12 protein-coding genes, 2 tRNA genes and 1 pseudogene are annotated in these 13,084 nt (G+C 51.6%); 10 read left to right on the top strand and 5 right to left on the bottom strand.

Going from position 1 to position 13,084, the window contains the following annotated elements; all coding sequences use genetic code 11:
• Positions 1-593, bottom strand: a 593-nt coding sequence (locus tag CPT76_RS40955) for an aldo/keto reductase (RefSeq protein ID WP_258169036.1), incomplete at its 3' end; no start/stop codon positions are given.
• 258 nt (positions 594-851) lie between these two features.
• On the opposite strand from CPT76_RS40955, the gene leuB reads away from it, so the two are divergent.
• The 6 genes from leuB to CPT76_RS32605 all read left to right on the top strand — a co-directional run bounded on the left by leuB (position 852) and on the right by CPT76_RS32605 (position 7,568).
• Positions 852-1,931 carry a 3-isopropylmalate dehydrogenase gene (gene leuB / locus CPT76_RS32630; RefSeq protein WP_076173233.1) on the top strand — a complete coding sequence of 360 codons (1,080 nt, stop codon included), beginning with the start codon at positions 852-854 and terminating at the stop codon, positions 1,929-1,931.
• Between the two features lie 293 nt (positions 1,932-2,224).
• On the top strand, positions 2,225-2,569 hold the full coding sequence (locus CPT76_RS32625) for a redoxin domain-containing protein (protein ID WP_105445851.1): 345 nt from the start codon (positions 2,225-2,227) through the stop codon (positions 2,567-2,569).
• A gap of 318 nt (positions 2,570-2,887) precedes the next feature.
• Entirely contained in the window at positions 2,888-3,295 is a 408-nt protein-coding gene (locus CPT76_RS32620) for a hypothetical protein (RefSeq protein WP_076173231.1), read from the top strand.
• A 387-nt stretch (positions 3,296-3,682) separates the two neighbouring features.
• Positions 3,683-4,792, top strand: coding sequence for an ATP-binding protein (locus CPT76_RS32615; protein WP_076173230.1), 1,110 nt, complete (start codon positions 3,683-3,685; stop codon positions 4,790-4,792).
• A gap of 105 nt (positions 4,793-4,897) precedes the next feature.
• Positions 4,898-6,442 carry a leucyl aminopeptidase gene (locus CPT76_RS32610; RefSeq protein WP_181153207.1) on the top strand — a complete coding sequence of 515 codons (1,545 nt, stop codon included), beginning with the start codon at positions 4,898-4,900 and terminating at the stop codon, positions 6,440-6,442.
• Between the two features lie 160 nt (positions 6,443-6,602).
• A complete protein-coding gene (locus CPT76_RS32605) occupies positions 6,603-7,568 on the top strand; it encodes an aldolase catalytic domain-containing protein (protein ID WP_089545713.1) in 966 nt (321 codons plus the stop codon).
• Between the two features lie 66 nt (positions 7,569-7,634).
• Here the strand turns inward: CPT76_RS32605 and CPT76_RS32600 are convergent, their stop codons facing one another.
• Positions 7,635-7,877, bottom strand: coding sequence for a hypothetical protein (locus tag CPT76_RS32600; RefSeq protein ID WP_076173228.1), 243 nt, complete (start codon positions 7,875-7,877; stop codon positions 7,635-7,637).
• A gap of 8 nt (positions 7,878-7,885) precedes the next feature.
• The gene (locus CPT76_RS32595; protein ID WP_105445850.1) at positions 7,886-8,209 is read right to left on the bottom strand and encodes a YbjQ family protein; all 324 of its coding nucleotides are present in this window, start codon (positions 8,207-8,209) and stop codon (positions 7,886-7,888) included.
• Between the two features lie 254 nt (positions 8,210-8,463).
• On the opposite strand from CPT76_RS32595, the gene CPT76_RS32590 reads away from it, so the two are divergent.
• The 3 genes from CPT76_RS32590 to CPT76_RS32580 all read left to right on the top strand — a co-directional run bounded on the left by CPT76_RS32590 (position 8,464) and on the right by CPT76_RS32580 (position 10,808).
• Entirely contained in the window at positions 8,464-10,521 is a 2,058-nt protein-coding gene (locus CPT76_RS32590; protein ID WP_258169035.1) for a putative bifunctional diguanylate cyclase/phosphodiesterase, read from the top strand.
• A 74-nt stretch (positions 10,522-10,595) separates the two neighbouring features.
• Positions 10,596-10,669, top strand: a tRNA-Pro gene (locus tag CPT76_RS32585).
• Between the two features lie 65 nt (positions 10,670-10,734).
• A tRNA-Gly gene (locus tag CPT76_RS32580) sits at positions 10,735-10,808 on the top strand.
• Positions 10,809-11,019: 211 nt separating this feature from the next.
• Here the strand turns inward: CPT76_RS32580 and CPT76_RS32575 are convergent.
• Positions 11,020-11,244 (bottom strand): hypothetical protein, encoded by a 225-nt coding sequence (locus tag CPT76_RS32575; protein ID WP_258169034.1) that lies wholly within the window; start codon positions 11,242-11,244, stop codon positions 11,020-11,022.
• Positions 11,245-11,432: 188 nt separating this feature from the next.
• A complete protein-coding gene (locus tag CPT76_RS32570; RefSeq protein ID WP_105445847.1) occupies positions 11,433-12,596 on the bottom strand; it encodes an ROK family protein in 1,164 nt (387 codons plus the stop codon).
• A 187-nt stretch (positions 12,597-12,783) separates the two neighbouring features.
• On the opposite strand from CPT76_RS32570, the pseudogene CPT76_RS32565 reads away from it, so the two are divergent.
• Positions 12,784-13,084 (top strand): annotated as a pseudogene (locus CPT76_RS32565) (xylose isomerase); the annotation flags it as partial.

Here is a 13,084-nt window from a genome sequence, read left to right as displayed (position 1 = left end):
AGCTCCGGAAGGCGGCAGTTCAGGCTGTATTTATGCTGCTCAGACACCAGGCCGAGGAAATGGCGGTTCTTCGCTTCGCTTTGGGCGATGGCCAGCTGCCAGGCAGCAAAGTTGCTGGAGCCGACGTAGCCGATTTTGCCCTGGTTCGCCGCGATTTCAAAAGCGCCCCACAGCTCGTCCCAAGTGACGTTCGGGTCGACATGGTGCATTTGGTACAGCTCGATATGGTCGGTCTGCAGGCGCCGGAGCGATCCTTCCAGGTGTCTGCGGATTTTGTACGAGGACAGGCCCCGTGCCCCGTTCGGACCGTCCGCCGGGTCGCTCATGTCGCCATGAACCTTGGTGGCGAGGACCACCTTTTCGCGGCGGCCGCCGCCCTGGGCGAACCAGCGGCCGATAATGGTTTCGGTCAAGCCGGAATTTTCGCCCCAGCCGTAAATGTTAGCGGTATCAAAAAACTGAACGCCGGCGTCAAGCGCCGCGTCCATGATGCGGAACGCTTCCTTCTCGTCCGTCGCCGGACCGAAGTTCATCGTTCCCAGGCACAAGCGGCTCACTTTTAAACCCGATTTTCCCAAATACGTATACTGCATGAATCCGTTCAACTCCTTTGCGATTGAAGGGTATAAGTCCAAACAATACCATTGTACCCGGATTAATCAGGAAAAGAAATGTGCCTTGTTAAGGCAGGTATAGAATAATTTAATCCATTCGGTCAGCTTATAGGAAAATACTATTAAGGTCATAGATTCTATATCTTGGTCAATACTCTCCTTCATGTGTTACAACAGTATATAGAGAATTAGGACAGTGAAAACGAGGTACCTGTACCTGAAGGAGTGACTGATATTATGGCAGAGGTTAAAAAAATTGCAGTAATCGCAGGGGACGGCATCGGGCCGGAGGTTGTCGCAGAAGCGGAGAAAGTGCTCAAGCGCACGGAGGAACTGTTCGGCTATTCGTTTGAAACGGAGCATGCGCTGTTCGGGGGAATCGCAATCGACGAGAAGGGGACCCCGCTTCCGGAAGAGACGCTGGCGGTATGTAAAAATGCAGACGCAGTGCTGCTTGGCGCAGTAGGCGGACCAAAATGGGACAATAATCCGAAGGAACTCCGTCCGGAGACTGGCCTGCTCGGTATCCGCAAGGCGCTCGGATTGTTCTCCAACCTGCGTCCAGCCGTGGTGTTCGACTGCTTGAAGGACGCATCGACGCTGAAGCCTGAGGTGCTGGAAGGCACGGACCTGATGGTCGTACGGGAGCTGACCGGCGGCATTTACTTCGGTGACAAGCTGAGACGCCAAGGCGAGCATGGCGAAGAAGCGGTAGACACTTGCGTGTACAATGTGGCGGAAGTGGAACGGATCGTGCGCCAAGCCTTTGAAATCGCCCAGAAGCGCCGCAAGAAGCTCGCTTCCGTCGATAAGGCCAACGTGCTCGAAACTTCCCGCCTGTGGCGTGAAGTGGTGAACCGGGTCGCTCCGGATTATCCGGACGTGGAGCTGGAGCATGTGCTTGTCGACAACTGCGCCATGCAGCTGCTGCGCCGGCCAGCCAGCTTCGACGTCATCGTGACGGAGAACATGTTTGGCGATATTTTGAGCGACGAAGCCGCCATGCTGACCGGGTCAATCGGCATGCTGTCGTCCGCTTCGATGGGAGAAGGCGCGTTCGGCTTGTATGAGCCGGTTCACGGCTCCGCACCGGATATCGCGGGTCAGAACCTGGCGAATCCGATCGCCACGATTCTGTCACTGGCGCTGATGTTCCGCCTCACGTTTGGATACGGCGATGCGGCAGACGCGATTGAAGCAGCTGTGGCTGACGTGCTGAATGCCGGACACCGCACAGGCGACATCGCTGTGGATAAGAGCAAGGCGATCGGCACCCGGGAGATGGGCGACCTGATCGTGGCTGCGATGAAGAAGTAATTTTCAACGTAATATTGAGGTCGTTTTAACGCTATATAAATGAAGGGATTTTTTTGGAAGGGTGCTGCCGGGTGATTGGTGGCCCCTTTTTTTCACATCCGTCTGCTGAAGATTCGTTGAAAAGTTCATGATTTTTTCTTATTTATAATTATTATAAATAAATAACCTATATAATCTTGACTTTGATTTCGTCGAATGATACCATTTGAAATGTAGATTCCACTTGGGATGCAATACGATACTTAATCTAGAACAGAGCAGTTGTTCTTTATATTAAAGGAGGAATTTTTGACATGGCAGAACGTTTAGTAGGTAAACCGGCTCCTGAATTTACGATGGAAACTGTAACAGGTGACGGCACGGATTTCAGCAAAGCAAGCCTGACTGACTATCGCGGTAAATGGCTCGTATTTTTCTTCTATCCACTCGATTTCACTTTCGTATGCCCTACGGAAATCACTGCGCTGAGCGATGCTTACGAGCAGTTCAAAGCGCTTGACGCTGAAATTCTGGGTGTGAGCACGGACTCCATTCACAGCCACAAGGAAGAAACCCTTCGCGTCCTCCAAGCGCTGCAATCCGGCGGATTGTGCGCAATGAACTGGAAACCAGGCGACAAAAATCTGGTAACCAACTAATTTTTAAATATTCGGACAAGCCCCCTTTGCCTTGCTTGATGCAGGCCAAGGGGGTTTTTCATCAACTGTGGCTTTGGGTTTAGAATGCCTCGGAGAAGTTGAAATATGGCTAGGAGCGGCATAACGTCTTGTTTTGGCATTAATATAGAATGAACTGATCTATTTAGCAGGATTTGAACAGGGCGATATAGAAAACCAAAGAGCAGGCATACATGATAAAACTTGGGTCCCGTTAGGGTCGAAAAAAAGGAATTGTCGAGCTTGGAATCGAATACATTATGAAGAAATACGGTGGAATCCAGAGGAGGGTGAACTGGAATGAGTTATTGCTGCGGAGCAAGTATGGTTGGAACGAAAGGCACACTTAAACATTATCGCACTCAAGTCCATAATGTTCCCCTGTTGTTCTGTCCCGTGTGCCACCGGGTTGAGGTTCATTACAAGGTTGAGAATGAATACGAAATTTTGGCCGAATATGCGCATGGTGACGGGGCGGCAGAAATTGACTTTCAGGATTATGTGATTGAGGACGAAGAGACCATTTTTGAAAATGTGGTCAACTGTGAGAAGGAAGATCCGAAAGACATCATTCAGAGCCAGATTGACATGGCCCTTGATTTGTTGACGGTCGCCAAGCAAATTCAAGACGAGAAATGGCAGAGCGAGCTGAAGAAAAGACTCGCGGTCATGAGCCAGCGCCGGCTGCGTCTTCAGCATAAATCATAAAATTTCATCGGATACCCGGGCCTGCCGTCGAATCGGCGGAAATCGTCCCGGCTGAGCGCCCGGTCATGACATAGCATCAGGTACAAAAATAAATTTTTGTGTCTGATGCTTTTGTTTTAAGATTCGCTTTCGCAAGAGACGACATCCTTATTTTTACAGAAGAAACTTCTACATAAGCGGGGACTTTCGGCTAAGAAGGAGCACCGATTGACGGCCATCAATTTCAGGCTGGGACCATTTTTTCTTTTTTCGTACAGTATCTCTTGTTGAGTTTTCCGGCGAGCTTGTCTATGATTAAACTAATCTTTATTACTGGCCAAAAGATGGAATATCTGCCTGCTAACGATTTGCCAATTCCGTCATTTCCTTATAAAGGGGGGGCATCGTGTGAGCGAAATCCAAGAGACGTTGTTGCAGTCCCTGGAGGCGTTTCAATCTACGCAGCTTGTGAAGAACAAGTACGAGAACATTTTGGAGCACTTGGACAGTGGGGTAATTCTTTTCGACAGTGAGGGCGTTTTGACCTTTATTAATGTGCAAATGGCGAGGTTGTTGGAAATTTCCCGTAAATCGTTGACTGGCCTAACCTTGCTTCAAATTTTGCGTCATCCCCAGTTAAGCAGGTATAAGAAGAAGAAAATATTGCGTATTTACCGCGAAACCATTTTTCACCGAAAAAGATACCATGAGCTGAGTGATGAAACCGGACGCCAGTGGCTTCTTACGGTCACCTACGGCGATCAAATGGACGGTGATTTTTTATTTAGTGTCAAGGATGTATCCGATTTCAAGCAGATCGAACAAACCGCCTACCGAAACGACAAGCTGGCGATGCTCGGCAAAATTTCAGCATCGATCGCCCACGAAATCCGCAACCCGCTCACGGCCATCCGTGGATTCATTCAGCTGCTGAGACCTCATTTGACCAAGCTCGGAAAAGACGAGTATGCCCGCATTATATTGACCGAGATCGACCGGGCGAACGACATTATTTATGAATTTCTGAATTCGTCCAAGCCATCTGCACCGCAAACGACCGTTATCCCGGTTTCGTCATTGCTGAAGGAAGTCGTTCTCCTTACGGAGAGCGAAGCGTTGATGAATGGCTGCGAGGTTGTTTTGCTCGATGAGTCTACGCCCCTTCATATTTCCGTCGATGTGAAGCAGATTAAGCAGGTCATTCTCAACATCATTAAAAACGCCATGGATGCGATTGCTGATCAGGGACATGAGCATACCGGGAGGATTGAAATCCGCACGCGCAAGGACCAGAAAAACGTGAATATATGTATTTCGGATAACGGAAAGGGTATGGATCATATCACGCTGAGCCATTTATTTGATCCCTTCTTTACGACCAAGGAAAGCGGGACAGGCCTTGGTCTGTCCGTCAGTTACCGGATCATCAAGAATCACCGGGGATATATTTCTGTGGACAGCAAAGTAGGGAAGGGAACAGAGTTTGTGATCTCGCTTCCGATCGTTGAAATGTCCTGATTCGGCACAGCAGGAACATTTTGTCTTTGGAGTTGCTTTGGACAACGGTGGAATAATATATATGACTATCGTCCGAAAACTTGAAGACAAAGGAAGATGACGCCGATGAATGGACATCCGTTTTCCGAAGGACAAGATATTACGGTCACATGGAAGGATCATACGGAAGCTACTCAGCTCAGTATGGATGCGCTTGTTGTTATGGTTTCCCAAAAGGACTTTGAGGATAACGCACTTTCTCCCAGTCTTGCACCCATTGTGCAGCAGCTCAGGGACAGCCGCCTGTTCGGTGCTGCCTTCAATCAAATCCACGCACTGCCTGTGCCTGATTCAAGCGGCCATCGCGCCGTTATTCTACTCGGGATCGGCGAACGTCCGCTGACCTCTGAAGAACTCAGGCTTGCTGCCGCCCAGGCGGCTAAAACCGCGCTCAAAATCCAAGCCCACAGCCTGGCATGGGAAGTGCCGATGACCATGATGCGATTTACTGCGGAACAGAACACGATAACTGCTGCCCAGGCCCTGACCGAAGGGTTCATTCTGGGCGCATACCGGATCAAGCAGTACAAACGAAACCATCCGACGTACCATGGAATTAAAGAGCTGGTGCTTTTTCGAAAAGGAAACGCGGATCCCCGGGAAGCTGAAGAATGGCGTCAAGGCATTGTCCGTGGGAAAGCGGCAGCCGAAGCTACCTGTTTGGCGCGGGATTTAACGAACCTCCCTGGAAATATGCTGGTTCCAGAGGATCTGGCGAAGCATGCGCAGCGGATTGCCCGGAAGCATGGCATGGAATCACACACGCTGGATGTCGAAGAGCAAAAGGCGCTCGGCATGGGTGGATTGCTCTCGGTTGGCCAGGGGAGCATTCAACCTCCGCGGATGATCGTGATGAAGTATCAAGGAAGGGACAGCTGGGATGACGTTATAGGGCTTGTCGGCAAAGGCATTACGTTCGATACCGGGGGCATCTCTCTGAAGAAGCGGCTCGGCATGGAAGAGATGATCAGCGATATGGCCGGAGCCGCTGCGGTGCTGGGTGTCATGAACGCACTTGGAACGCTGAAGCCGAAGGTGAACGTCGTGGCTGTCATTCCGAGTGCCGAGAACATGCCTGGAGGCGGTGCCTTTAAGCCGGGGGACGTGATCCGGTCGTTCAGCGGGCGGACGATCGAGGTGCTGAACACCGATGCGGAAGGCAGAGTGGTGCTCGCCGATGGCATGACTTATGCCAGACAGCTCGGAGCGGTCCGTCTCATCGATGTGGCGACGCTCACAGGCGCCGTCGTGACGGCTTTAGGGGACGTGGCGACTGGAGCGGTAACGAACGATGACACTTTTCTCCAGGAGCTGATCCTCGCTTCGAAAAGATCCGGTGAAAAAGTATGGCCGCTTCCTGCTTACAAGGAATTTTGGGATATGCTCAAAAGCGACGTGGCGGACATTCGCAACAGCACCGGAGGCAGGGGGGCTGCGATTACGGCAGGCCTGTTTATCGGAACCTTTGCCGAAGGGCTGCCGTGGGTTCATCTCGATATCGCCGGAACGGCCTACGCCCAAAAAGAGCGGGGTGTGAATCCCAAGGGAGGCACCGGGGTGATGGTCCGGACCCTGCTGGAGTGGATTTTGTCGCAAGCGGCATCCTCATAAGACCATGAACGTAAAGCGGAATCCTGAGCGGGATAGCCGCTTTATTTCGTATGCCGTCATTTCGGAGTCATAACCGTCCGGACAATTAACCTTTACTTTTCTGGTCACCTTCAAGTATGATGAAGGAATAAATTTTATGCCGGAAGGAGAAGCTTGTTGGATGAAAACGAACCCTTGTAAAATTGTCGATTGCACGATTCGCGATGGGGGACTGGTTAATAACTGGGACTTCAGCGTCGAGTTTGTACAAACTTTATACGCCGGACTGAATGAGGCCGGTGTTGACTATATGGAAATCGGCTACAAAAATTCACCCAAACTGCTGAAGGGCGCCGAATCTGCCGGACCTTGGCGCTTTTTGGACGATTCCTTCCTGCGTGAAGTGATCCCCCAGAAGGGCAAAACCAAGCTGTCCGCCCTCGTGGATATCGGCCGTGTCGATGAGAATGATATTTTGCCGCGCGAAGAGAGCATGCTGGATTTGATCCGTGTTGCTTGCTACATCAAGGACGTGGATAAAGCGCTGGAGCTGGTGCAGACGTTCCATGAACGCGGTTACGAAACGACGCTGAATATTATGGCCTTGTCCAACGTCATGGAGAACGAGCTGCTGGAAGCCTTCGAAATGATCCGGGAGAGCGTGGTCGATGTCGTCTACATCGTCGACTCCTATGGCAGCCTTGACCACAAGGACATGGAGTACTTGGTCGAGAAGTTCAAGAAGCACCTGCCGAACAAGCGCCTTGGCGTTCATACGCATAACAATATGCAGCTGGCCTTCTCCAACACGCTGACCGCCGCGGAGCTGGGCGTAGAGCTGCTGGATGCGTCCGTATACGGTATGGGCCGCGCGGCTGGCAACTGCCCGACCGAGCTGCTCGTCACCCATCTGAAAAATACCCATTACAACCTTCGTCCGGTGCTGGATTTGATCGAACGCCTGATGATTCCGCTTCGTGAGAAGGAAGAATGGGGCTACCTGATTCCTTACATGGTTACGGGAACGTTGGGGGAGCATCCACGTTCCGCCATGGCGCTCCGGGCATCGGAGGATAAGGACAAGTACGTGGATTTCTACGACAAGCTGACGACTCCGGAAGTCAACTTTGATCCGAAACACAAGTAAACCGCTTCATTTGATTCATTGGAAAAAGGGCTGCCCGTCACAAGTACGGGCAGCCCTTTTTTGGCTTCAATCGAGTCTGATATATTCGCGTTCACCGGTACGGTGATTATAATAGACCTGGTATTTATGACCGTCTTTCGGGTCAATAAATACTTCCGAAGTCGGCGTAAACGATCCGTTCATGATGTCCCTGCTGCCCCCGCTGTCGTCCCGGCGGCGGTATCTCTTGTCGAAGAAGCGCCAGCTTACCCATAACAGCAGCAGAAAAGCGACCAGCTCCAAGGCGTATATGAGCAGAATAATGACCATACCTCCCATCAGCTAACAGGACGGGTTCTAACGACCGTGCCGTAGGCAACAATTTCGCTCATGTTATTGCCGATATCCCCGCTGTCAAAGCGCATCATCACGATGGCGTCACCGCCCATGGCATGCGCGTTCTGCACCATCCGGTCCACCGCTTGCCGCCGCGCATCCTCAATCATCTGGGTGTACTGCTTCACCTCGCCGCCGACAAGGCCCTTGAGGGAAGCCATAATGTCCCCGCCGATGCCTCTGGCTCTAACGACGACTCCAAACGTGGTGCCGAGTACCTCGATAATTTCATGATTGGCTACATTTTCGGTTGTTGTAATGATCATACAATGCCACACCCCTTAGGTATTATAATCTACAATACGGATGAAGGAGGATAAGGATTCATTTTTTGCAAAACGACACATGTCGAACGATGGCCCCAATGCAAAATTATTGTCTAATGTTAGCAGGAATGTCGGCATAAACGTGGAATTATTTAGCATGAAATTCATATATAAATATTTCAGAAAAAGCCCGGGGGTCAGAGGACTGCATGCATACCAGAGTAGAGAAAAGACGAACAATCAGGACGGCCTTGGTGGGAATCTTGTTTTTTGTTGCGGTTCAGATCGTTCAAACTGCATTTTTATACAGTAATGATGGCGCCGGCTGGTTCAAGACGGTTTATGTCCTTGCCGGCTGGAGCAGCGTGGCTGTCAGCTTTGCCGTGTTCGCCCAGGGATGGCTGTTATTTTCGCACAAACTGTCGCGGCATAGGCTGTATACGGCTGCGCTGTTTTTGTCTCTGGCTGTATTTGACTTTTTGCAGACGGTCAGCTTGCTCGGAATTCCTCTATTCGGCTATGCATTAAACCATGACGATGCCATGTGGCTGCTTATCATCTCCAAGGGGGCGTGCGCCCTCGGGCTTCTGTCGATTTATAATCTGAAAGACACGATGGTGTCGATTACCCATAAACGCTTCGCATTTATGATCACGTCGGTCGTGATCGTATTTGGTGTGCTTGCCTTTTTCCTGTGGCATCAGAAACTTCCTTTGCTGATGAACCATGGCAGCATTAATTTGCTGAAGAAATATTTGGACCTGGTGATCATTGCGGTATGCCTGATTGGCATCGGATCGATCATGTACCGGGGCAGAAAGGACCGGGCCCCATCGCTGCTTATTATTATCCGGGCACTGATTTACTCCGCTCTCGGACAGGGGCTGATGATGACGGCGAATCATACATACCAGTGGAATTACCTGCTTGGCACCCTTTCCGGAGGTGTGGCTTACTATCTGATGCTCAAAGGGGTTTACCGCCTGACGATCGAGGATCCATTCCGGGAACAACAGCGGGTGGAGGCGCGGATGAACTATCTGGCGTTCCATGATGACCTGACGGGACTTCCGAACAAACGCCGGTTGACTCAGCGCATTTCCAGTAAGATCAAAACTGCGGGACATGAAATGACAGGGGTCGTCGTTTTTAACGTCAACCGCTTCAAAAATATCAATGACTCTCTTGGGCATCAGGCGGGGGACCGGATTCTGCAGCTTGTCGGCGACCGCCTCAAACGGAATACCCGCTCCAGGGAGGAAGTGTTCAGTATGGGCGCCGATGAGTTCGCTATCATTTTGCCTGCGCTTGCCGGCGTGGAAGAGGGGATGGAGCGGATCCGCTATTTGCTGAAACTCTTTGAAAAGCCCGTCGTCATCGAGGAAAACGATTATCATATCACGCTCTGCGCAGGTATGGCGGTCTTTCCGCAGGACGGAGACACGGCCGAGGAGCTGATTCAGCATGCGGACACCGCCGTTCATCATGCCAAAGACTATGGAGTCGACGTCCGTCACTTTGTCCCATCCATGCAGATGAAGGCGAAGGAACGGCTCCGTCTGGAGAACGACCTGCGTAAAGCGATCGAGCGGGAAGAGTTTTACCTGGAGTACCAGCCGCTCGTTCATTTGGAGAGCAGCGAGATCGTCGGCATGGAGGCGCTGCTGCGCTGGCGGCATCCGAAACGGGGTTTCATTTCGCCGGCCGAATTCATTCCGCTGGCAGAGGAAAGCGGTCTGATTGTTCCTCTTGGCGAATGGGTTCTCCGCACGGCGTGCATGCAGAATAAAAAATGGCAGCAGGCGGGGTATAAGCCGATCTGCGTATCGATCAATCTATCCATGCGCCAGTTTCTCCAGCCCCAGCTGGCTGAACGCATCGGGTCCATCCTGGAGGAAATCGGCTTGGATCCGAAGTACGTCGAGCTGGAAATTACGGAAAGCATGACGTTTGACAAGGAAACGGCCTTTGACCAGCTTCGGCGCTTGAAGCAGCTCGGCGTCTTCATCAGTATCGATGACTTCGGGACGGGGTACAGCTCGCTGCATTACTTGAAAAACATGCCGATCGACCGGCTAAAAATCGACCGTTCCTTCGTCCACGAAGTGATGAGCGACCATAACGATGCGGCGATCGTCTCCACGATCGCATCGATGGCGCATCATCTGCAGCTCAAGGTAACGGCCGAAGGCGTAGAGAATGAGGAGCAGCTCCATTTCTTGAAAGAGCAGCGCTGTCACGAGGGACAAGGCTACTATTTCAGCAAGCCGATTTCGCCTGAGGATTTCGAACGGACCTTTCTGCTGAATTAAAAAAGTATTGCAATCCCGCGGCATCCGTGGTATATTATTTCTTGTCTTCACAAGATGATATATCTTGAATGCAACGGGATGTAGCTCAGCTTGGTAGAGCACCTGGTTTGGGACCAGGGGGTCGCATGTTCGAATCGTGTCATCCCGATACTAGACATTCACCCTGAGAAAGTACGAGATTCGCCTTGGCGGCTTTGCTTTTACAGGTGATATGCGGGTGTAGTTCAATGGTAGAACTTCAGCCTTCCAAGCTGATAGCGTGGGTTCGATTCCCATCACCCGCTCCATATTAATTAAAACAAACAACGCCGATGGCGTTTTTTTTATTTTGGAGTGGTTGTGTGGGAGAGAACCCACGAGCGTGGGTGCGACCGTCCGTGCGGGCTTCCATGAAGGGACTGATCAGGACGCGCGTCAACATCTACCTTAGTGGCGAGCCGAAGGCTCGCTGTTGGATCGGGATGTTGAGTACCGTCCGTGCAGGCTCCCTTTTTAATGCTATATTTTTCCTTGCTTTATCCAAGTCCAAATTCGATATGAACCAAACAAGGCCGCAAATAGTATAAGAAGCAGCATGAATACCCAAATGCCAAGTCGATGGATATCTCTTAGACCATCTGCATTAATAAGTACAAAGGTTCCAACACCTATAAAAAGAAGATACATAAAAACGTTTGGAATAATCCAGCCAATCCTGAGTTTCATGTTTTTATTGTTCAACATCTCCACCTCCATATGACACCATTTTACGAGCTTTTGAGTAATCTGGATATTATAAAATTAGCTTCTTACATGCCTCTGCACGGCGCGCGTCAACATTTAACTTGAGGGCGAGCTGAATGTTCGCTGTTGGATTGGGATAACATAAAAGCCGGAGATCTATTGGATCTCCGGCTTTTTCTATATTTCGGTTACAGCGTGACGCGCGCGTGGCCGAGAAAATGCATGACGGCGGCGAAGCCTGCGCCGATCATCGTTCCCCGGCTGCCAAGCCGGGAGAAGGTGATCTCGAGCTGCTGCTTATGGTAAGGCAGCGTCCGCTCCGCGACGACCGCCTGCATCGGCCCGGCCAGCCAATCCCGGGCTTCGGACAGCGCCCCGCCGATCACGATGAGCTCGGGATTGAAGCTGTTGATGAGGTTGGTGACGCCGATGCCCAAATATTTGCCCATCTGGGTGAATTGTTCCCGGGCAGCCTCGTTTCCCTCGGCAGCCAGGCGCACCAGCTCCGGCGTATTGTGGGCCGGCAAGGCAGTGCCGGCCGTATCGTACGTTTTCTCCGATGCGTAGAGCTCCCAGCAGCCTCGGCTTCCGCAGGTGCAAGGCCTTCCGTCGGCCTCGATGCACATATGGCCGGTCTCACCGGCATAACCCCGTGCACCCTTGTACAGCTCACCGCCGATGATAATGCCGGAACCGATACCCGAGCCCGCACTGATGTAGAGCAGGTGGCGCACATCTTTTGCTGCCCCGAAGTTCAGCTCGCCTTGCGCCCCGGCGTTAGCCTCGTTATCAATGGTGACAGGCACCGAAAAGGCTTCCTCCAGCAGCTGTCGCAAATGAACCATTTCCCAGCCGAGGTTGGGAGCAAATAGAACGATCCCGTTCTCATCCACCATGCCGGGCACGCCGACCCCGATCCCGACGGTGCCGTATGGCGTGTCCGGTGCTAATTCCATAAGACTGGAGATTACCTTCTTCATTGTCTCAAGCACATAGGACAGATCGTGACGCTCCAGCGCATGATCCAGCTCCTCCAGTACATTGCCTCCCAGATCGCACAGCACGGCCGTCAGCTGCTTCACCCGCAGCTCAATGCCGATGACGGTGCCGGCCATCGCGTTAAAATGCAGCAGCAGCGGCTTGCGCCCGCCGCTGGACTTGCCCGGCCCGACTTCGGTGACCAGCTGCTGCTCGCACAGCTCGGCTACCAAATTGGAGACGGTCGCCTTGTTAAGGCCGGTCATTTCCGATACCCGGGCTCTGGAGAGGGTGGAGGAATGCTTGCGGATCGTGTGAAGCACAAGCGAGCGGTTTATTTTTTTGACCAGAGCCTGGTCCCCGGTAACTTTCATATATGTCGCACATCCTTCGAGTAATCCCATTAGCACATAATCAATTAGTCTAGAGCCAACCGCGGCAAAAAGCAACCCGAAATCACCTTTTAAAAAAACTTTGTTTAACCAATATACAAAGTTGATCGAATGTGTTACTATGTTCCTGTAAACGTTTGCGACAAGCAAATTTTGAGGAGGATTATACATGGCATATTTTGAGAACGTTGGGAAGATCGCTTATGAAGGAAGCCGTTCGACCAATCCGTACGCGTTCAAATTCTATAACCCGCAAGAAGTGGTAGCAGGCAAAACGATGGAGGAGCATCTTCGCTTTGCGATGGCTTACTGGCATACGCTGACAGCCGGCGGTTCCGATCCGTTCGGCACAGAGACCGCTGTCCGCAGCTGGGACAAATATGACGGCATGGACAAGGCCAAAGCCCGCGTGGAAGCCGCTTCGAATTTTGGACAAATGAACCTGCAGTTCTTCTGCTTCCACGATATTG

It is taken from the genome of Paenibacillus sp. AR247, assembly GCF_002968895.1.
Lineage (GTDB): Bacteria > Bacillota > Bacilli > Paenibacillales > Paenibacillaceae > Paenibacillus_AQ > Paenibacillus_AQ favisporus.
Note: the sequence above shows the minus strand (reverse complement) of the source record. Positions and strands in the feature narration are given on the sequence as shown.

Bases quoted from the DNA above. Each gene is read 5' to 3' on its own strand.
- CPT76_RS32620 (WP_076173231.1), top strand. From the start codon at position 2,888: ATGAGTTATTGCTGCGGAGCAAGTATGGTTGGAACGAAAGGCACACTT.
- CPT76_RS32625 (WP_105445851.1), top strand. From the start codon at position 2,225: ATGGCAGAACGTTTAGTAGGTAAACCGGCTCCTGAATTTACGATGGAA.
- CPT76_RS32605 (WP_089545713.1), top strand. From the start codon at position 6,603: ATGAAAACGAACCCTTGTAAAATTGTCGATTGCACGATTCGCGATGGG.
- leuB (WP_076173233.1), top strand. From the start codon at position 852: ATGGCAGAGGTTAAAAAAATTGCAGTAATCGCAGGGGACGGCATCGGG.
- CPT76_RS32595 (WP_105445850.1), bottom strand. From the start codon at position 8,209: ATGATCATTACAACAACCGAAAATGTAGCCAATCATGAAATTATCGAG.
- CPT76_RS32600 (WP_076173228.1), bottom strand. From the start codon at position 7,877: ATGGTCATTATTCTGCTCATATACGCCTTGGAGCTGGTCGCTTTTCTG.
- CPT76_RS32610 (WP_181153207.1), top strand. From the start codon at position 4,898: ATGAATGGACATCCGTTTTCCGAAGGACAAGATATTACGGTCACATGG.
- CPT76_RS32570 (WP_105445847.1), bottom strand. From the start codon at position 12,596: ATGAAAGTTACCGGGGACCAGGCTCTGGTCAAAAAAATAAACCGCTCG.
- CPT76_RS32575 (WP_258169034.1), bottom strand. From the start codon at position 11,244: ATGTTGAACAATAAAAACATGAAACTCAGGATTGGCTGGATTATTCCA.